The 19,580-nt window shown below is 67.9% G+C and carries 17 protein-coding genes; 10 read left to right on the forward strand and 7 right to left on the reverse strand.

Annotated elements, in window-relative coordinates; translation table 11 throughout:
- The first annotated feature begins 5 nt into the window (after nt 1-5).
- The 7 genes from HUN08_RS00840 to HUN08_RS00870 are packed head-to-tail and all read left to right on the forward strand — an operon-like array spanning nt 6 to nt 11,146.
- Complete coding sequence (locus tag HUN08_RS00840) at nt 6-1,796, forward strand: IucA/IucC family siderophore biosynthesis protein (RefSeq protein WP_124246252.1); 1,791 nt, start codon at nt 6-8, stop codon at nt 1,794-1,796.
- Nucleotides 1,793-4,144 (forward strand): penicillin acylase family protein, encoded by a 2,352-nt coding sequence (locus tag HUN08_RS00845; RefSeq protein WP_124245989.1) that lies wholly within the window; start codon nt 1,793-1,795, stop codon nt 4,142-4,144. Before HUN08_RS00840 ends, HUN08_RS00845 begins: the two co-directional genes overlap by 4 nt.
- On the forward strand, nt 4,141-5,673 hold the full coding sequence (locus HUN08_RS00850) for a peptide synthetase (protein WP_124245988.1): 1,533 nt from the start codon (nt 4,141-4,143) through the stop codon (nt 5,671-5,673). The genes HUN08_RS00845 and HUN08_RS00850 overlap by 4 nt, the downstream gene beginning before the upstream one ends.
- 8 nt (nt 5,674-5,681) lie before the next feature.
- Nucleotides 5,682-7,220, forward strand: coding sequence for a pyridoxal-dependent decarboxylase (locus HUN08_RS00855; RefSeq protein WP_124245987.1), 1,539 nt, complete (start codon nt 5,682-5,684; stop codon nt 7,218-7,220).
- Nucleotides 7,213-8,550: a lysine N(6)-hydroxylase/L-ornithine N(5)-oxygenase family protein gene (locus HUN08_RS00860; protein ID WP_124245986.1), complete on the forward strand. Its 1,338-nt coding sequence runs from the start codon at nt 7,213-7,215 to the stop codon at nt 8,548-8,550. Before HUN08_RS00855 ends, HUN08_RS00860 begins: the two co-directional genes overlap by 8 nt.
- 41 nt (nt 8,551-8,591) lie before the next feature.
- Nucleotides 8,592-9,944: a salicylate synthase gene (locus tag HUN08_RS00865; protein WP_124245985.1), complete on the forward strand. Its 1,353-nt coding sequence runs from the start codon at nt 8,592-8,594 to the stop codon at nt 9,942-9,944.
- Entirely contained in the window at nt 9,941-11,146 is a 1,206-nt protein-coding gene (locus tag HUN08_RS00870) for an acyl-CoA dehydrogenase family protein (protein ID WP_124245984.1), read from the forward strand. Before HUN08_RS00865 ends, HUN08_RS00870 begins: the two co-directional genes overlap by 4 nt.
- Before the next feature lie 168 nt (nt 11,147-11,314).
- On the opposite strand, the gene HUN08_RS00875 is transcribed toward HUN08_RS00870, so the two are convergent.
- From HUN08_RS00875 to HUN08_RS00905, 7 genes are all read right to left on the reverse strand, one after another.
- Nucleotides 11,315-12,448, reverse strand: a complete 1,134-nt coding sequence (locus tag HUN08_RS00875; protein ID WP_124245983.1) for a thiolase family protein — start codon at nt 12,446-12,448, stop codon at nt 11,315-11,317.
- Nucleotides 12,449-12,468: 20 nt separating this feature from the next.
- Nucleotides 12,469-13,266, reverse strand: a complete 798-nt coding sequence (locus HUN08_RS00880; protein WP_124245982.1) for an acyl-CoA thioesterase II — start codon at nt 13,264-13,266, stop codon at nt 12,469-12,471.
- Nucleotides 13,267-13,285: 19 nt separating this feature from the next.
- Nucleotides 13,286-14,242 carry a R2-like ligand-binding oxidase gene (locus tag HUN08_RS00885; protein WP_124245981.1) on the reverse strand — a complete coding sequence of 319 codons (957 nt, stop codon included), beginning with the start codon at nt 14,240-14,242 and terminating at the stop codon, nt 13,286-13,288.
- Between the two features lie 84 nt (nt 14,243-14,326).
- Nucleotides 14,327-14,632 (reverse strand): YchJ family protein, encoded by a 306-nt coding sequence (locus HUN08_RS00890; RefSeq protein ID WP_301546824.1) that lies wholly within the window; start codon nt 14,630-14,632, stop codon nt 14,327-14,329.
- Between the two features lie 90 nt (nt 14,633-14,722).
- Nucleotides 14,723-15,328: a hypothetical protein gene (locus tag HUN08_RS00895; RefSeq protein ID WP_124245980.1), complete on the reverse strand. Its 606-nt coding sequence runs from the start codon at nt 15,326-15,328 to the stop codon at nt 14,723-14,725.
- A 103-nt stretch (nt 15,329-15,431) separates the two neighbouring features.
- The gene (locus tag HUN08_RS00900; RefSeq protein WP_124245979.1) at nt 15,432-16,118 is read right to left on the reverse strand and encodes a VIT1/CCC1 transporter family protein; all 687 of its coding nucleotides are present in this window, start codon (nt 16,116-16,118) and stop codon (nt 15,432-15,434) included.
- 17 nt (nt 16,119-16,135) lie between these two features.
- Nucleotides 16,136-16,312: a hypothetical protein gene (locus tag HUN08_RS00905; protein ID WP_165353369.1), complete on the reverse strand. Its 177-nt coding sequence runs from the start codon at nt 16,310-16,312 to the stop codon at nt 16,136-16,138.
- A 556-nt stretch (nt 16,313-16,868) separates the two neighbouring features.
- Here HUN08_RS00905 and HUN08_RS00910 point away from each other — a divergent pair.
- From HUN08_RS00910 to HUN08_RS00920, 3 genes are all read left to right on the forward strand, one after another.
- Nucleotides 16,869-17,240, forward strand: coding sequence for a hypothetical protein (locus HUN08_RS00910; protein ID WP_124245978.1), 372 nt, complete (start codon nt 16,869-16,871; stop codon nt 17,238-17,240).
- Nucleotides 17,241-17,482: 242 nt separating this feature from the next.
- Nucleotides 17,483-18,685: a NaeI family type II restriction endonuclease gene (locus tag HUN08_RS00915; protein WP_301546825.1), complete on the forward strand. Its 1,203-nt coding sequence runs from the start codon at nt 17,483-17,485 to the stop codon at nt 18,683-18,685.
- Nucleotides 18,686-18,691: 6 nt separating this feature from the next.
- Nucleotides 18,692-19,567, forward strand: a complete 876-nt coding sequence (locus tag HUN08_RS00920; RefSeq protein WP_301546826.1) for an NgoMIV family type II restriction endonuclease — start codon at nt 18,692-18,694, stop codon at nt 19,565-19,567.
- Nucleotides 19,568-19,580 lie beyond the last annotated feature (13 nt).

Raw genomic sequence — 19,580 nt, forward strand, 5'->3', positions numbered from 1 at the left:
ACGAGATGTGGACCGTCTACCGCGGGCGCATGACCGCGAAGATCCTGGCCGAGCTGTGCCACGAGCAGGTCATCACGCCCACCCGCACCGACATCGGATTCGCCGTGCGCTCCGACGACGGTCGCACCGAGTACACCTTCGACGCCCAGGTGCTTGAGCTGGACTCGTGGTGCATCGACGAGGCGAGCATCCGTCGCAGCGTCGAGGGCGGCGGACACGCCCTGGACCCGGTTGCCGTCGTCGTCGACTTCGCCGAGTCGTTGGGGCTGGGGGGCGATGACCTCGTCGCCTACCTGGAGGAACTCGTCAACACGCTGGCACTCGGCGCGGATCGGCCGGCCGACCGTCGGCGCACCTCGCGGGAACTCGTCGCGGCGGGACACCCGGTACCGGTCTTCCAAGCCGTCGAGTCGGCGATGACCGAGGGCCATCCGTGCTTCATCGCCAATGCGGGTCGGATCGGATTCAGCGCCGACGACCTGCGCCGCTACGCACCCGAATTCGGGCCGCGGATGCGGTTGACGTGGCTCGCGGTGTGGGCCGACGACGTGGAGTTCGCCGCGATGTCCGACGTGGACTACGACGCCTTGATCGACGCCGAGTTGGGCGCCGCGCGCCAGGACTTCGACGCCCTGCTCGCCGAACGCGGCCTCGATCCGGCGGACTACCGCTACCTCCCGGCGCATCCGTGGCAGTGGGCCAACCGTGCGGCCCGACTGTTCGCCGGCCAGGTCGCGGCCGGGCGGATCGTCGAACTCGGCCCGTCGCCCGACGAATACCAGCCGCAGCAGTCCATCCGCACGTTGTTCAACGTCAGCGAGCCGTCGCGCAACTACACGAAGGTGTCGCTGTCGATCACCAACATGGGCTTCACGCGCGGGATGTCGGCCGACTACATGGGTACGACGCCGGTCATCAACGACTGGGTGCGCAACCGCATCGGCGACGACGAGTACCTGCGCTCGATCGGCTTCGAGGTGCTCTACGAGGTGGCGGCGATCGGCTACCGCAACCCCGCGGTGAACGCGGTGACGCAACCCGGCTCGGAGTACCGCAAGATGCTCGCCGCCCTGTGGCGACAGTCGCCGGTGCCGCTGCTGCGCGACGGCGAGACGCTGTCGACGATGGCGGCGCTGCTGCACGTCGACCACACCGGTGAACCGTTCGTCGGTGCCCTCGTCGAGCGGTCCGGGCTGCCCGCGCGCGAGTGGCTGCGCTCCTACCTCGACGCGTACCTCCACCCGATCACCTACCTGCTCTACGCGCACGAACTCAAGTTCTCGCCGCACGGGGAGAACCTGATCCTGGTGCTGCGCGACGGGGTGCCGGTCCGCTCGATCCTGAAGGACATCGGCGAGGAGGTCTTCATCCTCGGCGACGCCCCGGATCTGCCGGAGGAGGCGGTGCGCGCGAAGTCGCAGGAGGCCGACGAGACGCGCAACCTGGGCATCCTCTCCGACGTCTTCGACGACTTCTTCCGGCCGTTGGCCGCACTGTTGCACCGGTTCGGAATCGTCGACGACGACGAGTTCTGGCAGGAGGTCGCCGCCAGCATCAACGCATTGCAGGCGCAGCACCCGGAGTTGGCGGAACGCTTCGCGCGGTGGGATGTGTTCGCGCCGAGCTTCGGGGCGATCCACTTGAACCAGCTGCAGTTGCGCAACCGCCAGCGGATGGCCGACCACGAGATCCCCTACTCCGACATGGTCGCCGCCGGGCACGAGCTGGTGAACCCGATCCACTCGCGCGCCACGGCGACACGAGAAGCACTTTCGACGATGGCAGAAGCACGATGAGCATTCGATACGAGCACGAGACCATTCGCGACGAGTGGGGCATCCCGCACATCTGGTCGCCGAACCCGGCCGGCACCATCTACGCGCAGGGACGCGCATGCGCTCAGGACCGGGCGTGGCAGATCGAGTTCCTGCGCCTGCGCGCGGAAGGTCGCACCGCCGAGGCCTTCGGCCCGACCGCCGTCGAATGGGACCGCTTCGCCCGTCGCTCCGGCATGGACCGCTCCGCTCGCGCCGTCTACGAACGGTCGTCGACGCGGACGCGGGAACTTCTCGACGCGTATGCCGCCGGTGTGAACAGCACCCTCGACGACGCGACCGCGCCGGAACTCGAGGAACTCGACCACCGTCCCCGGCCGTGGCAGCCGTGGACCCCGATCGCGGTCTTCCTCATGCACCACATCCTGTTCGGCCGGTTCACCACCAAGCTGTGGCGGGCGCACGCCGCGCGGGCCTTCGGTCGTGACGGGCTCACCATGTTCGACCTCGAGGGTGCCGGGTTGGACGGCGGCGTCGGCTCCGACGACATGCCCGATCTCCCGGACGACGACTTCCTCGCGACCCTCCTCGCCGAGTGGGCCCGCCTCGCTGGTCGAGTGCCGGCGAGGCGCCAGCCGAGACGGCGTATCGAGACCCTGGGCAGTCAAAATGCGCCCAGTGGGCCGTCCGAACACGGCGATGCCCTCTCCGGCAGCAACGCGTGGGGCGTCGCGTCGGCGCGCACGTCGAGCGGCGGTGCGCTCATCGCGGGCGACCCGCACCGATTCCTCGAACTGCCCGGCATCTATCTGCAGTGCCAGTTGGCCTGCCCCGAATTCGACGTCGTCGGCTTCGCCTTCGCGGGCGTCCCGGGTGTCCCGCACTTCGCGCACGCGCAGGACGTCGCCTGGGCGATCACCAACGCGATGGGCGACTACCAGGACGTCTACCGCGAGAAGCTGACGCGCACCGACGCCGGGATCGTCGCGCTGACCCCCGACGGCGAGGCACCCGTCCAGAGCTGGACCGAGACCATCGCGGTGCGCGACGGGGAGGACGTCGACGTCGAGATCGTCGTCACCGAGAACGGCCCAATCGTCCTGCGCGGCGACGGATACGACTGGAGTCTGCGCAGCCCCATGCTCGCCGACTCCGAGGGATTCGGATTCGACGCGGTGGCCGACCTGCTGTTCGCGACGAGCATCGCCGACGTGGAGGAGGCGCTTGAAGGCTGGTCCGAGCCGGTCAACCGGATCGTGATCGCCGACTCCGCCGGGCGCGTCCACCGGCAGGTCGTCGGCGCGATGCCGCGCCGCGCGTCGGAGAACTATTGGCTCCCCGTTCCCGGGTGGGAGGAGCGCTACAAGTGGGCCGGCTACCACTGCGCCTCCATCAACGACGAGACCTTCGACGGCGGGGTGGAGGATTTCGCGGTCATCGCCAACCAGCGGATCGAGAACTGCCCGCCGCTGCAACCGGTCACCACCGAGGCGGTCGGACCGTCCCGCGCCGAGCGGATCACGGCATTACTCGCCGAGCGCACCGAGGTGTCCGCCGACGACTGCACCGAGATCCACCGCGACGTCGACCTCGACGACGCGACACTCCTGCAGCGCCGCATAGAGGCGCTGACCGGGCTGTCCGACGGTGCCGAGCGCATCCGTGCCCGCATCGTCGCCTGGGATCGGTCGATGGCCGCCGACAGTACCGACGCCTACCTGTTCGCCGCGCTGCGGACCCGCCTCGTCGGGTCGCTCGCCGCCACCGCCGAGCTGGCGAGCCTCCTTGTGCCACACGGATTCTCACCGATCTTCGATCCGTGGTTCGTCCCGCACCCGCGCATCGCCGCCGCATTGCCGATCGTTCTCGAACGGGCCGACGGCCTCGGCGTCGAGGTCGCGGCACTGCTCACCGCCGCGCTGGAATCGCTGGCCGTCGCCACCGACGGCGGCGACTCCGCGCCGACGTGGGGCGAGCACCACCGCTTCGCCCCGATCCACGGATTCGACCTGATGGGCGCTTCTCCGGGGCACCCGGAGCTGTCCGCCCGGGTCCGCCCGGACCGCGCGCAGTTGGGCGGCGACGCCGAATGCGTCTTCGCCAACGCAGCCGCCGTCGGGTTCGACGACCAGTGCCGCGTCGGGTCGGCCGCGCGGTACGTCTGGGACCTCGCCGAGCGTGACCGAGGCCGCTGGATCGTCCCGATGGGCGCCGATGGTCGGCCCGGCACCGCCCACTTCCAGGACCAACTCCCGCTGTGGGCGCGCGGGGAGACCGTTCCCGTGGTCAGCGATTGGACCGTGCTGCGCGAGTCGGCGTCCGCGATCGAAACCACCGACCAGACCGCCACCGCCGGAGGACACCGATGACCGACACCCTCGAGGCGCGCCGAGAGCTGCTGCGCCGCCGTCGCGCCCGCCGATTGGGCACCTCCGATACGTCGCAATCGCTCCCGGTGGGCACCCCGGAGGCGTCGAGTGGGCAGTCGCTCGGCGCTGCGGAACGCCGCATGTGGCGGATCCACCAGCTCGACCCGGAATCGGTCTCGCACAACATCACCTTGTTGCTGCGCGGCGACGGCCGGTCGGCACAGCAACTCATCGTCGGCATCGAATCGACGATCGCGGGTGCGGCGGTGCTCTCGTCGACCATCGCCGTCGTCGACGACGAGCCGCGTCGCGAACCGGCGACGACCACCGGCCGCTGGATCGAACCGGGCGGGCTGTGGGCGCTGGGCGGCGGGACCGTCGGCGAGGGGATCGGCGCGCAGGCGACGGCGTCGGCACTGGCCCGCACCCCCTTCGACCTCACCCGCGAGGCACCCGTCCGCGCACGTGTCTTCGGGAGCGACGACGGCCCCGTCGAGGTGGTGCTGAGCTTCCACCACCTCGCCGTCGACGACACCTCGTGGCCGTTGCTGCTCGGTTCGATGCTTCGCGGGGGGCTGGATGCGGATTCTCGGCTTGCGAGGTCTCGATACGTCGACTCGGCTAGCGCCTCGCCGACACTCGACCACCGTCCGACCCGCTCGACCGACGCGGAGCCAGTCGACTACCGTCTGACCCGCTCGACCGACGCCGAGCCAGTCGACCGGCTCCCGCTGGCCGTCGAGCATGCCCGGGAGACGTGGGCGGCACCCGGAATTCGGTTCCCCCTCTCCGACGAGCTCCCGTCGACGACCCCGGAGCAGAGCTGGCTCGTGCCCCTCGACGAGGCCCCCGGCCAGCAGCTCCGTCGCGACCTCGACCCCGGCGACCTCGCCGCGTTCGCCGCCTACGCCCCGACGATCGGCGGCACCGCCAACGCCGCGCTCATCGCGCTGACCGCACTCACGGTCTCCGCGCTCACCGGCGCCTACGACCACGTGCTCCTCGTCCCCGCCGACAACAGGCGGCCCGAGCAGGCCCCGGACCTGGTCGGCTACTGCGGAAACATCATCCCGATCCGATTCACCTTCGACCCGGACGGGACCGTCGACGACGCGATGCGCGCGGGTCTCGCGTCGATCTACGCGGCGATGACCTACGCCGACGTGGACTTCGGCTCGGTGCTGACGGCGTTGCGGCGCAGCGGCGGCCGGTTCCCGGTGGTCGAGATCATGGGGTCGGTCCGTAACGCGCCGATGCGCGGGATCCCGGTTCCCGACGGCGTGACCGTCGACTACCGGTCGGTCTCCTGCGGCATCGCGCCCTACCCGATGACCCTCGCCATCGAGCTTGCCGACGACGGATCAGCCCATCTCGAGGTCGATTGCCAACTGGGTACGGGCGAGGTGATCGCCGAGCGCGCCGTCGCCGCGGTCACCGACCTCCTGCACCAGATTCCCCCCGCAGCGCATGAGCCGTTGGCCGCGCTGCTCGCCAATGCCGGTATCGCCCCGGCATCCCCCCAACAGTGAGGCAGCGTGTGACACACCAATCAGAAGTCCGCACGAGCCGGTTCTCCAAGCCGGGACACGGCTGGTCCGAGGTGGGCCGGCAACTGATCGACGCCGCGACGACGGTTGCCGGGCGAGCGCCGCGCGACCCGCTGCCGGTCGGTGCCCCCGACGAGGTGCTGGCCAGCGTCGCACGCGAGCTCGGCGCCCCCGAGCTACCTGAGGCGGGGATCGGCGAGGAGGCGGCGCTGCGCCGGATGGCCCACATCGTCCACGAGTACGGCCTGAACTTGACGCACGAGCTGTGCGCCGCGCACCTGCAGCCGCCGCCGCTGTCGGTCGCCGTCGCCGCCGATGCGCTGGCGAGCGCCACCAACGCCTCGCTGGACACCTACGACTCGGGCCCGGCGACGCTGGCCATCGAGACCTGGACCGTGCAGACGCTGGCCCGTCTCGCCGGCTTGCCGTCGACGGCGGGCGGCGTCTTCGGGCCGGGCGGCTCGTATTCGAACCTGCTGGCCATGCTCATCGCCCGCGACCGCGCCGGTGCGAGCCGCGGCATCGACATCCGCCAGCACGGCGTGCGAGCGCTGGGCTCACCGGTCGTCCTGTGCAGCAAGGTCGCCCACTTCTCCCTCCAACGTGCTTGTGCCGCTTTGGGTTTGGGGGAGCAGGCGGTCGTCACCGTCGACTGCGACGACGAGCACCGCATGGTCCCGGCGGCGTTGGAGGCGACCCTCGACGCGCTCGTGGCCGACGACCGCACGCCCGTCGCGGTCGTCGCGACCGCCGGCACCACCGACTTCGGGACCGTCGACCCGCTGCCGGAGATCGCCGAGATCGCGCGGCGTCACGGGCTGTGGTTCCACGTCGACGCGGCTTACGGCTTCGGGGCGCTGTTCTCCGACCGCTTCGCCGGACTCCTGCGCGGTATCGGCGATGCCGACTCGATCACCCTCGACCTGCACAAGGTCGGCTGGCAGCCGGCCGCCGCGAGTCTGCTGTTGCTGGCCGACACGAACAGCTTCGCTTCCCTCGACCGCTCGGTCGCCTACCTGAATCCCGAGGATGACCTGGAGGCGGGTTTCGGCGGCCAGCTCGGGCTCACGTTGCAGACGACGCGGCGCCCGGACGTGCTCAAGGTCGCGACCACGCTGCTCGCCTACGGACGCGACGGACTCGGCTCGATGCTCGAGGACTGCCACAACCTCGCCGCGCATGCGCAGCGCCGCGTCGAATCCGAGCCGCAGCTCGCGCTGGTCTCACCGGCGACGCTCACCACCGTCGTCTTCCAATACCTGTGCGACGAGCCCGACATCGACCAGGTCAATGCCGAGCTACGCCGCCGACTGATCAGCTCGGGCACCGCGCTGATCGGCCGCACCCAGGTCCGCGTCGACGCCGCCGACGACCAGTCGCGGACCTGTCTGAAACTCACCCTGCTCAACCCGGAGACCTCGCCGGCCGACATCGAACGGCTCTTCGACGAGATCCTCCGCGTCGCGCTGGAAGTGGAATCCGAAGGACTGGCCCCGGCCGCACTCAACGTAGGAGTTGCTCATGACTGACCCCGACAACCGCGAACAGGAGAACCGCGAGCAGGTCGACGTCCTCGCGGTCGGCTGCGGGCCGTTCAACCTCGGCCTGGCCGCACTGGCCTCGACGGTCGAGGACGCCGACGTGCTCGTCGTCGACTCGTCGGAGCGCTTCGCCTGGCATCCGGGGCTGATGTTCGAGGACGCGAAGCTACAGGTCAGCTTCCTGTCCGACCTCGTGTCCCTCGTCGACCCGACGCATCCGCTCTCCTTCCTCGCCTACCTGGCCGACGTCGACCGCCTCTACCCCTTCCTGGTGCGCGAGGACTTCTTCCCGACGCGGCGCGAGTACGAGGCCTACCTGCTGTGGGTCATCGACCGGCTCGACGGGCTGCGGTTCGGCACCACCGTGACCGAGGTCCGTTGGGATGAGCGAAACGAGCGCTTCGAGGTCGACCTCCTCGGCGCCGACGGCGCCTCGACGGTGCTCGCCCGCCACGTCGTCGTCGGGATCGGCACCGAGCCGTTCATCCCCCGCGCGGTGTCGGCGGACTCCCCGTCGCTCGTCCACAGCGCCGACTACCTGTTCCGCCGCGACGAGATCCGCGATGCCGAGTCGGTCACCGTGATCGGATCGGGGCAGTCCGGCGCGGAGATCGTCGCCGACCTGCTGGAGGCGAATCTCGACGGAGGTCCCGCGGTGCGCTGGTGGACGCGCACGCCGTGGTTCGCGCCGTTGGACTTCACCAAGCTCTCGTTGGAGATGACCACCCCGGCCTACATGGACTACTTCCACTCGCTGCCGGAGGCGACGCGCGACGAGGTGCGTAGGGGGCATTGGCAGTTCCACAAGGGCATCTCCTCGGAGACGCTGGAGCGACTGCACGACCTGCTGTACCGCCGCGAACTGCTGGAGAAGTTGCCGACGGTGCAGCTGCGCAACGGCGTCGCGATCGAAGGCATCGAACCCATCGCCGACGGCGGGCTGCGGGTGCGCGGCCGCCACGTCGACACTGGGAGCCTACTGGCCCATCACGCCGACGTGGTGATCGCGGCGACCGGGTACACCGAGCGCGAACCGGCGTTCCTGGCCCCGATCGACCAGCTCCTACAACGCGACTCACAGGGACGCCTAGTCATCGAGGCGAACCACTCCGTCGCCGCGCCCGGCGCCCTGGCCGACCGGCTCTTCGTCGCGAATGCCGAGCACCACGCCGTCGGCGTCTCCGCGCCCAACCTCGACATCGGTGCGGTGCGCAACGCCAAGATCCTCAACACCGTGCTCGGTCGCGAGGAATACCGACTGCAGCGACAGACCGCCTTCACGAGCTTCGGCGTCGGCGCCGACCTGGTGGCGGAATGACCACCCGACCCATCTCTGCCGAACTGGAAGGACCGAGCACTATGACCGCGATCGCGACACTGGTCCGCGAGCCCGAGATCTGCGCCACCTGGGCGCGCGCCGGACTCGCCGACGACTACCTGGTTTACGAGGGTGTGGACGGCTGGGTCTTCGCCGGCGGCGTCCGCACCGAGATCATCCTGACCGCCCGCGACGTGCGCGTCACCACCCACGACGCGCAGGGCAACGCGCAGGTGCGCACCACCGCGTACAACGCCCGCCCGGCGCAGGCCCTGGAGGAGGCGCTGGCCGGACTCGACCTCGACGAGTGGCGGGCCTACGGCTGGGTCGGCTTCGACTTCTGCGCCCCCTTCCTCGGCGCCGCCGATCATCTCGCCGACGGTGCCGTGCTGGCCCACATCGTGGTGCCCGAGTTCGAGGCCTTCCTCGACGGCGGGGCGGAGGGCGTCGACGGCATCAGGTTCGTCGGAGCCGACGAGCAGCTGCGCGAGCGGATGCGCGAATTGGCGCAGCGACCGATCGTCGTCGACGACGAGGCGCGCATGCCGCTGTCGGTCGACGAGGATCCCACCGACTACCGCGGCCGGGTGGCCACCGCGATCGGGGAGATCCACGCCGGGCGCTACGAGAAGGTCATCATGTCCCGCGAGGTGACGGTGCCCTTCGACGTCGACGTCCCCGCGACCTACCTGACCGGGCGCCAGGCCAACACCCCGGCCCGCTCGTTCCTGTTCCGCCTCGGCGGGCTGGAGGCGGCCGGGTTCTCCCCGGAACTGGTCGGCTCCGTTGCCGCCGACGGACTGATCACCACCGAGCCGCTCGCCGGTACCCGGGCCTTCAGCGTTTCGCCCGACGAGGATATGGCGGCTCGCGCCGACTTGGAGAGCGACGCGAAAGAGATTGTGGAGCACGCGATTTCGGTGCGGACCTCCTACGCGGAGGTGGACAGCGTCGCCGTGGCCGGCACGACGGCGGTCAGCGAATTCATGACGGTCAAGCCGCGCGGCAGTGTGCAGCATTTGGCGTCGACGGTCATCGGCCGGCTGGCCGCTCCCTACTCCGCGTGGGACGCGCTGGAGGTGCTGTTCCCGTCGGTGACGGCGTCGGGCATCCCGAAGGCACCCGCGATCGATGCGATCTACCGCTTGGAGGCGAGCAGGCGGCGCGCCTACTCGGGTGCCGTGGTCACGGTCTCCTCGTCGGGGGATCTGGAGGCGGCCCTGGTGCTGCGCACGGTCTTCCGCGACGGTGAGCGGAGCTGGCTGCGTGCCGGCGCCGGCGTCGTCGGGCAGAGCAACCCGGAGCGGGAGTTCACCGAGACCTGCGAGAAGCTGGGCAGCGTTGCGCCCTATCTCGTCGCCGAGACCTCCGGCGGAGACGGGGACCGACGATGAGCGCCGGATTGGCGCCGACCGCCGCGTTCACCGAGCCGCTGCCACTGGACGAGTACCGCGCCTTGCTCGACGAAGTCTTCGACGACGAGGTCACCGCGATGGTGCACGAGGCCGAGCGCACCGAGCTGTTCCCCCGGGCGCTGCTCGAAAAGCTCGGCGCCGCAGGGGTTTTCCGCGCCAAGTGGGCGGGCCAGACCAAGCCCGACGTCGCGAAGCTCTTCGAACTCGGCTACCGGCTGGGACGCACCGCGTCGACCGGTGTCGGCGTCGGCGTCAGCCTGCACGACTCGGGCATCGCGACGCTGCGCCGCTTCGGCAAGACCGACTACCTCAAGGCGGTCACGGAGCGGGCTCTCGACGGCGCGGAGGTGCTGTGTATCGGGGCGTCGGAGGAGTCCGGCGGGTCCGACCTGCAGATCGTCGGGACCGAAGTCTCGGCTGAAACCAACGGCGGCGCAAAGGGATTCCGGGTTCGCGGACGAAAGAAGTTCTGCTCCCTCTCGCCGATCGCCGGGCACATGATCGCCGTCGCGCGCAACGTCGATGACGGCAGCACGCACGGCAACAACGTCGTCGTCGCCGTCGCGATGGATGATCCGGGCGTCGTCGTCGGTGATCGCTATCGCAAGCTCTCGGCCGGTCCGCTCGACACCGCCCCCGTCGACATCGACACGTGGGTGCCCGAGGAGGCGCTGATCGCGCGGCCCGGCACGGGGCTGGCCGTGATCAGTTGGGGACTCGCACACGAGCGGCTGTCGGTCGCGGCGCAGTGCGCGGCGGCCTGCGACCTCATCCTGGGCATCACGCTGGCCCGGATGATGGACCGCGAGCAGTTCGGCAAGCGGCTCTACGACCACCAGGCGCTGCGGTTGCGCGTCGCCGACCTGCAGGCCCGCGTCGACACCCTGCGCTTCGCCCTCGACGGGATCGCCGCGGCCGGCCCGATGAACCTGCGCACCGCCGCCGCGATCAAGGTGACCGCCGTGCGGCTGGCCGAGGAGGTGGCCGGGGAATGCCTGCACATCTTCGGCGGCTCCGGCTTCCTGACCGACGAGACGCCGCTGGGCCGCTGGTGGCGCGACATCAAGCTCGGCCGGGTGGGTGGCGGCACCGACGAGGTGCTGTGGGAACTCGTGGCCGCGGCGATGAAGCCCAACACCGAGGCCTACGAGAACCTCTCGTCCTTTACGGTGGTCGAGTGAATTCGAGGCGCTAGCCGAGAATTTGTATCGAGACCTCGCAACCAAACGTCGCCTGTTCGGTGGTCGAGTGCCGACGAAGCACGGTGGTCGAGTGCCGACGAGGCGCTAGCCGAGTTGGTGTATCGAGACCCCGAGTTGGTGTATCGAGACCTCGCAACCCGAATTCGTCTACGCGACCAACTCCAGGATCGTCGCGTTGGCCATCCCGCCGGCCTCGCACATGGTTTGCAGGCCGTAGCGGATGTTGTGGTCACGCATGTGGTGGACCAGGCGCGTCATCAGGATGGCGCCGGATCCGCCGAGCGGATGTCCGACGGCGATGGCTCCGCCCAGCGGGTTGAGTACGTCGTCGTCGGCACTCATCTCCGCCTGCCATGCCAGGGGTACGGGAGCGAAGGCCTCGTTGACCTCGAAGGCGCCGATGTCGCTGATCGAGAGGCCGGAGCGGTCGAGCGCCTTCTGCGTCGCGGGGATCGGTCCGGTCAGCATGATGACCGGGTCGTCGGCGGCCAGCACCGCGGTGTGGATGCGCGCCAGCGGTGTCCAGCCCTGCTGTTTGGCGTAGTCGCCGGTGGTGATGAGCAGACCCGCGGCCCCGTCGGAGATCTGCGACGAGTTGCCCGCGGTGATGACGCCGTTCTCGTCGAAGGCGGTCTTCAAGCCGCCGAGTTTCTCCATGGTGGTGCCGCGGCGCAGCCCCTCGTCGACGGTGAGTTCGTCCATCTTGACCAGCTGATCGTCGAAGGCGCCGGCGTCGATGGCGGCGGCGGTGCGCTCGTGCGAGCGCGCCGAGTAGTCGTCGACCTGGGTGCGCGACATCCCCCATTTGCGCGCGACCATCTCCGCGCCGATGCCCTGGTTGAAACCGTCGACGCCGTACCGGTCCAGCACCGACGGCGGATAGGGTTCGCCGCCGGCTCGGGCCGAGCCCATCGGCACGCGCGACATGGATTCGACGCCCCCGGCGATCGCTACGTCGTAGTGGCCGGCGATCACCCCGGCCGCGGCGAAGTGCACAGCCTGCTGCGCGGAACCGCATCGACGGTCGACGACGGTGGCCGGCACCGACTCGGGCCAGCCCGCGGCGAGGACCCCGACGCGACCGATGCTGCCGGCCTGATCACCCACCTGGCTGACGCAACCCCACACCACGTCGTCGACGGTCGCCGGGTCGAATCCGTTTCGCTCCGCCAGGGCGGTGAGCACTTTCGCCGTCAGATCACCGGGATGGATCCCGGCCAATGAACCGTTCCGCTTGCCGATCGGGGTTCGTACTGCGTCGACGATGACCGCATCTCTCATGCGGTCCATTCTGGCCGGGATCAGCCCTGCGGGTCCTTGAAATAGACCAGCTGGGTGGTGGTGGCCAGCAGGGTGTCGCCACCCCAGATCTGGGCGTACTGGTCGAAGTGGCCGTTGCCGAAACGGGCGCCGCGGGCGGTACCGAGGACGTGGTCGGTGCCCTGGGCGGCGAGTTCGTCGGGTGTCGCGTGGAAGTAGGTGGTCAGGGTGATCGTCCCGGCCGGCATGTAGGTGCCGTGGCGCAGGAAGACGCGCGGGAAGAAGGCGTCGGTCATCGAGGTGAGCGCCGGGTAGTCCAACGGGCGCTCGGGGAGATCGCGCAGCCACACCGTCGACGTGGAGTCGTCGGACTTGGCCTCCAGGCTGCCCGCGACGAAGCGCTTGTCGTAGTTGCGGGCCCAGGCGATGAACTCCGGGAAGTCAACGGCGGCAACAGCTTCTGGTGCGGGCACCTGCGGGCGCTGTGCCTCCGTGTCGGCCCAGGTCTCGCGGTGGATCCCGAAGACGGCGCTGCCCGTCGACACCGTCGCGCCCTCCTGCTCGATGGTGAAGGTCCAGTGCTGGTTGGTCCGATTGGTGCGCACGATCGTCGTGTGCAGATCCCAGGTCCCGCTGGCGACCGGCGCCACATAGTTGAGGGTCAGGGAGAGCGGCTGCCCGAGGACGTCGGGGTGGTGTTGCAACGCGTTGACGACAGTGGCCGCGGTGATTCCGCCGAAGGGGCCGACCATGTTGTCGTAGGCCGAGTGGGTGGTGGCGCGGAAGACGCCGTCGGGCAGGGCCGCGACGGTGATCGCCTCGTCGAAGACATGGGTCATCCCTCGACCCTAACCGCGCCTATCCGGTGGTGGCCGCTCGGTCCTCGTCGCCCATCTGATCCTCGAGTTCGGCGGGGGAGTAGTCGAGATCGATCTCGGCGGGCGAGCGTCCCCGCGCCGACTCGATTGCGCCCAGGCGACGCTGCGCGCGGTCGGCGGCATAGGCGACGAACTCGGCGTTGTCGATGCCGAACGGCGGCTCGTCGAACTGCTCGTTGACCCAGGAGATCATGTCGAGCGCCGTCGGCAGCAACTCGCCCATCCGCTCGGTGACGACCTCCCACAGCGAGTCGTCGGCGGCGACGTGGCGTCGGCAGGTGAAGGTGCCCCAGGCCATGTGGCGGCGCTCGTCGTCGGAGATGTGGCCGATGAGGCTCTGCATGCCGTGCAGGATGTTGTTCTCGGCGCAGACCTTGTTCCACGCGAAATAGCCGGTCAGCGCGAGGCTGCCCTCGATGACGTGGTTGTAGGTGACGCTGGCGCGGACCTGGTTGCGCGGCGAGGGGTCGTCGCGCAGGATGCCGAGGGATTGCGGCAGTTCCTCGTAGAACAGCTTGCGGTAGTGCGGGTTCTCGGCGACGAAGGGATGGAGGTCGTCGGTCAGGCCGACCGCGTCCATCCAGAGCCGGAAACCCTGCGCGTGCTTGGCCTCCTCGAGGCAGAACTGGGAGAGGTACATCTCGTCGCCGAAGCGTCCCTCCGCCGACATGGCGCTCATGAACGGCTGGATGTCCTCGGTGACGGCCTCCTCACCCGCGACGAACTGTGCGACTAGGTAGCAGGCGCTGCGACGTTGCTCGTCGTCGAGGCCGTGCCAATCGGCGGCCTCCTTGCCGAAGTCGATGTCGGCCGGGTTCCAGGTCTTGGCGTTGCCCTTGGTGAACAGGCGCAGCGGAAAGGCATCCCAGTGCAGACCGCCGGCGCGCAACGACGCGAAGCCGTCGCGGAGCTCGGGTGATTCGTGAGTCGTGGTCATGTCGCGACCATAACGCCGGGTGCGGGTGGCTCGTGGCGGTTCGGGCAGCGGTCGGTGAGGATCGAGGGGTGTTCGGTGACGTGGCTAGTGCTCCCCGTCGACGTAAAACCAGCGGCCGTCTTCCTTGACGAAGGTGGAGCGCTCGTGGAGGACGCCGAGTTCACCGTCGGCGTCGAGATAGGTGGCGCGGAACTCGACGATTCCGGTCTCGTCGTCGGCTCCGCCGGCCTCGGTGTCGACGATCTGCAATCCTCGCCACCGCGGGTTGTCGGCGAGGTCGAGTGCTTCCGGTCGCGTCGACGGGTGCCAGGTGTCGAGTAGCCACTGCGCATCCCCGTCGCGGAAGGCCGCGAACCGTGAGCGCATCAGTTCCTCGGCTGTCGTGGGCACGTTGTGCAGGTTAGTCCGTGTTCCTCCCGCACAATTCTGTTCCTCCCGCAGAAGCTACGTCGGGACGAACAGAAAGGTGCGGGAGGAAGGTCAGCTATTCGTCCAGGTGATGCCCGGCCGGCCCGGGATCGACGTCGAGTTGTCGATTCCGATCAGTTCGAGCGACGCGATCGTCTCGCCGGGTTCGGTGGTCGCTTCCATGTTGCAGGAGGTGAAGCCGCCCGGCGCGGGAGTCAGCGTCGCCGGGCACGCGGTGAAGGCGCCCAAGACCTGGAAGAGCGGCGTCTCGTTCCCGCTCGAGGTCGTCGCGGAGAACGACGGGGTGATGCCGTACTCCATCGACGCGGTGTTGCGCGAGTCTGCGGGCGTGAGGAATCCTCGGGCGTAGTAGACGTCGGCGACCTTCTGCATCGCGTCGCCGGTGACCTTCGCGAAGTCGGCCCTGTTCGCCTTCTGAATCGAGGTCACCGTGAGCTCGATCCGAAACACCTTGCCGTCACGGTGCACGTCGAGTCCGGCCGGCTGACCGATCTTGAGCACCGTTCCCGGTGCCGTCAGCGGAACGTTCCGGATTGTCGGTGGCGGCGTCGACGACGAACTGACCAGGTGCGACGAGGAGTCGGTACCGCAGGCCGCGGTGGCGGCCACGGCCAGTGTCGTTGCGACGACGGTGAGCCGTCGAATCCTTGCCGTCATCTGATCCCCCGTGGTTCGTGGCAGCGTTCTTCCCGCACAATTCTGTTCCTCCCGCAGAAGCTACGTCGGGATAAGCGGAAAAGTACGGGAGGAAGGGCCCGGACTATTGCAGCAGTCCACCGGCGAAGTACGACACCGCGAGTGTGCCCAGGCCCAAGACCAGAGAGCGGAGCACGGTCGCCCACGGATTGGAATGGCCGCGTCTGGACAAGATGAACGACGTGATCGTCAGGCAGATGGCGGTGCCGGTCGCGAGCCACCCCACTCGCCACTCCCACGGCGTCACGAGGCTGCCCACGAGCGGCAGAACCGCGCCGATGAGGAATGCCGCTCCGGCCTGCAGGGCGTCGCGCCAGGCCTGGTGGACGGTCGTGGTTTCGCGGAGGCCGTACTCGATGACGAGTTGGGCGCCCAGCGCGTCGCCGGCGGCGAGGTCGTCGGCGACCTGGTGTGCGGTCGACGTACCCACTCCACGGGCTTCGAGCCAGTCGACGATCTCGGCCTTCTCCTCGTCGGGAGTCATCCGCAGGCGCGCCTCTTCCTTGGCGACGAGGTCTTGCTCGGCCTCACGGTCGGCGAGGCGTTCGCCGAGCTTGGCGCCGAAGACGGTGAGTGCGCCGACGATGGCGTTGAGGGTGATCACCGCGTAGGCGGTGCGCGGCGCGACCTCGGCTCCGGCCAGGCCGAGCGCCATGCCCGCTACGGCGACGATGCCGTCGTTGACCTCGGTGATCCAGCTTCGGATCTCGCCGGGGTCGGAGTCCCGCCATCTCGGAATCGGCAACCGCATGCGACGAGACTACGGGTCTACGACGTGGGTTTGACCAGCTTGTCGGAGACCTCCATCGCCATGGACATGATGTCGTCGGCCGAGTAGTTGCGGCCGGGGTGCTGCTCGGCGAGGTGGGCTTGGACATCATCGACGAAGCGATCGCTTAGCGACGTGATGTTCTGCCCGCAGGGGCAAATCAGTTGGTAGGCCACGGTGACGCCTCCTTGGTTCCGGGGTCCTTCTGCGACGCTAACGAGAATTCTGGTCACTCGTGGTGCTCTTGCGACGTTCCGCGGAACGCCGGCGTACGTGCCGTAGGCGGTGGCAGTGTTCGGGTTGGAGAACGAGGAGGTGCGACTCATGACTCCAGACCTGACGCCCGACGAATTCAAGCTCTTTGCCGAACTACCCGAATGCGTCGACGACGAATCCGTGGCAGTGGGAAACGTGTCGATGCGGAGGAGGCTCAAGTGGGGTGAAACGCGGTACAACCACGCCCGCCTCGGGCTACTTGGCAAAGGACTGGTAGCTCGAGCGCCTGGACGCGGCGGGGCACTCCGCCGTTTGCCTGGCTGGGAGGTCTCCGGATCTGGACCAGAGAGGGGTCTCTACGGTCCACTGCGAGAGACACTCAGTGGTCGGTGGTCTGCGGAGCGGGACCTCAAGCCGCTTCTGATTGAAGAGACGGCCTATGCCGGAAGGCGGGATACAGGTGGCCGGTGGACCAGGCCAGACCTTGTTGCGATCGGTCTTCGAGGGTTTCCTTACGTGCCGCAGTCTCAGTTCGAAGTCATCACGTTTGAGGTCAAAACCATGGCCAACCTGAATGTCATTGCCGTGTACGAGGCGATGGGTCATCGTCGCGCGTCGACCCATTGCTACGTCCTCCTTGAGCTTCGTGACGTGGTGGCCAAGGCCGAGGAACCGATGGTTCGACGGGTCGCAAACGCGGCGCGCGAGCATGGCGTTGGCGTCATCACGTTTGACGACCCGGGCGATTTCGATACCTGGGATGAGGTCGTACCCGCGCGTCGAACGGAGACCCCACCCGAAGCGTTGAATCGGTTCATTCAGGATCAGGTTTCCGGTGAGGGACGTCTGGAGCTATCAGCTGGTTTAGCCGGGTTGGCCACCGGATAGTCGGTCGGCGGGTGTTGTGTCGCAAGGCCTCCCCCGAGGCGGTGAGATTGCTGAATGCTCATGGTGAGCCTGGCTGGACTTTCAGCTATCGGACCCGGCTGATGTGGCAATGGCAGTTTAGGTAGTGCGGCACCGCGGAGAGTTTGGAAAGGCTGTTGTCGACGCACGGATGAAGTGTCTGGGGTACGTGTGTTTGCCGACATTCGCTCGGTTTCGTCTCCATAGCTGGCATGCTCGGGAGAATGTCTGACGAGGCGGGCCTGTTCGAGTTTGAGTCGGCGACGATTCGATCGACCGGTGTTCGGCCGGACGGAGCGAAGAGAGCGCGAAACGCGTTTCGGCAGTATTCGCCTCCCTCAGATCCGATGTCCACCGTGCGCTGGCGGCCGACACGCCCCAACCCGGTCGTCCCGGGCGATTTGAAGGCTGTTGCCGAGTTCTTCGAGGACGCTCCGCAAGGTCGCGACCGGTTTCGATGGACTCTTCGTGACTCCCTGGACGAGGCGCTCGACGGTCAGCGGACGGGCCGATGGTGCTATCAGCACCTACGGAAGACCGAGAAGACATACCTGGGTACAGCCGTTGAGATCAACTTGACTCGGGAGTTCGACATCGAGGACGGGCGGGATCTCGATTGGCGGATCCGCGAGCTCGAGGTCGACTGCAAGTTCTCGCGCGATGTGGGTGGCTGGGAGATCCCGATGGAGATGTACGTGTGTGCTGATCACGGTGCTCAGTCGGCTAAGCGGGATCAGGCCGCACTGCTGGTCTGGATGAACGATGACACTGGCGAGTGGGCCGCCGGGCTGCTTCGCACGTCCGACAGTCGCTTGCGGTGGCGAGTGAAGAAGGAAACGGGGGAGTTGGTTCGGGCATACAACCGCGACAACAAGCGGCGGTTGGCCGAGTTCGCGATGGACGAGATCTACTGGTTGTGGGGCGGGATTCAACGAGATTTGCCAGAAAACCTCATACTTCGGTTGTCGACCGCCACACGGGAGAAGATTCTGCGTGAGGGGTCGAGCGGTCAGGAACGTGTCAACGATCTGTTTCGCCATGTTCAGAACACGCTGATTGACAGGAACGTGGTTCTGACCGTCGGGCAGCAGGACGATGCGCCAAAACGGGCTCGGGACGCCCGCCACCATCTCAGGGCTGAAGGCGTTGTCATTCTCGGACATGAACGCCCCCATCAGCAGATTGCTGCCAGCCTGGGGTTGGAGCCCCCCCGTAAAGGGTTCTGGACGTCGTCTCGCGTCACCTCGGTACCTGCCGCCTCTGCGCGTCGTCGGTTCTTCCTTGATGGCTCGTGGTGGGCTCCAGCGTCCGGCCGGGATGAGATCGGTTCGGGACCCAGATTCCCTAAAGACTGGTCAGAGCTCGAAGTGATCGGCCCGAAGGACTCCCGGACATCCCGTACCGACTTCGACTGGGCTGGAGACTGAATGCACGTGGGCGATCCAGAATTCGCAAAAGGGTTGTGTGGGTACCGCGAGTCGCATCTCCCGTCCACCTCGGACAAGGCCGACCAGAACTCGATTCGTTGGGGGAAGGCCATGTTTCATGCGCTCGGAGTTCCGCAGGATGCTCGGGAGGTCCCGAGCGTTGGGTCTGCGCTCGAGGAGGCAGTTGTCGCGGAACTCCGCATTGCCCGGCCCGATCTGCTGGTCGATCGGTCGTGTATGGCTACCGACTTCGCGCAGTACGCTCACTTGCGCCAGATGAAGAGTTTCACGTCGAAGTACAACGATGATCTGGAGCGAATCGAACGAGCGATTGCCGCGGCCAACCAGTTGGATCCGTCACGGCCTGTCGCGGCTCTACGTCGGCAGCTCCAGACGATCCAGCGTCACGCAGCCGAGAATCGCAGCCTGCTTCAGTGGCTGAAGGAGAATCTGGCTGAGGAATCGGTGCTGAAGCTGGACGTGGCGGTTTCGACGCCCGACCGTGGTGGTCGGCTCCTACTTGGGCTGAGTTCCAAATGGTCACTGAGAACCGACAGAGCACAGGACTGCGTTTCTCAAGGGGGCAAACTTGTGTCGCTCCGACGTGGTCATATGCCCCATTACGCAGTCGTCACCATGGAACCTCGGCCGACCATGCTCCGTCTCCTGGCGGATGGATCGGGTTCTGTCGACTGCGTCTACCATGTCGCGTTCGACGCGTTGCGCGAGGCGGCTGAACAATTGGGTGCCCAATCGATTCGAGCTATGCCGCAGCAGATTGCCCAACTGGATCGAATGGTTCGTCAAGGGCGCATCAGGCCGTTCTCTGACCTCGTTCGCGAAGTCGAGACGCTCCCACGCCCGCCTGATCCCTTGATCTGAGGTCTCGCCGGCG

Source organism: Gordonia sp. X0973 (genome assembly GCF_013348785.1).
GTDB lineage: Bacteria > Actinomycetota > Actinomycetes > Mycobacteriales > Mycobacteriaceae > Gordonia.

What these genes read in the sequence shown, in the direction of transcription:
- HUN08_RS00850 (WP_124245988.1), top strand. Translation starts at nt 4,141, where the DNA reads ATGACCGACACCCTCGAGGCGCGCCGAGAGCTGCTGCGCCGCCGTCGC.
- HUN08_RS00880 (WP_124245982.1), bottom strand. Translation starts at nt 13,266, where the DNA reads ATGACCCATGTCTTCGACGAGGCGATCACCGTCGCGGCCCTGCCCGAC.
- HUN08_RS00870 (WP_124245984.1), top strand. Translation starts at nt 9,941, where the DNA reads ATGAGCGCCGGATTGGCGCCGACCGCCGCGTTCACCGAGCCGCTGCCA.
- HUN08_RS00875 (WP_124245983.1), bottom strand. Translation starts at nt 12,448, where the DNA reads ATGAGAGATGCGGTCATCGTCGACGCAGTACGAACCCCGATCGGCAAG.
- HUN08_RS00895 (WP_124245980.1), bottom strand. Translation starts at nt 15,328, where the DNA reads ATGACGGCAAGGATTCGACGGCTCACCGTCGTCGCAACGACACTGGCC.
- HUN08_RS00860 (WP_124245986.1), top strand. Translation starts at nt 7,213, where the DNA reads ATGACTGACCCCGACAACCGCGAACAGGAGAACCGCGAGCAGGTCGAC.
- HUN08_RS00885 (WP_124245981.1), bottom strand. Translation starts at nt 14,242, where the DNA reads ATGACCACGACTCACGAATCACCCGAGCTCCGCGACGGCTTCGCGTCG.
- HUN08_RS00865 (WP_124245985.1), top strand. Translation starts at nt 8,592, where the DNA reads ATGACCGCGATCGCGACACTGGTCCGCGAGCCCGAGATCTGCGCCACC.
- HUN08_RS00900 (WP_124245979.1), bottom strand. Translation starts at nt 16,118, where the DNA reads ATGCGGTTGCCGATTCCGAGATGGCGGGACTCCGACCCCGGCGAGATC.
- HUN08_RS00845 (WP_124245989.1), top strand. Translation starts at nt 1,793, where the DNA reads ATGAGCATTCGATACGAGCACGAGACCATTCGCGACGAGTGGGGCATC.
- HUN08_RS00915 (WP_301546825.1), top strand. Translation starts at nt 17,483, where the DNA reads ATGTCTGACGAGGCGGGCCTGTTCGAGTTTGAGTCGGCGACGATTCGA.
- HUN08_RS00840 (WP_124246252.1), top strand. Translation starts at nt 6, where the DNA reads ATGTGGACCGTCTACCGCGGGCGCATGACCGCGAAGATCCTGGCCGAG.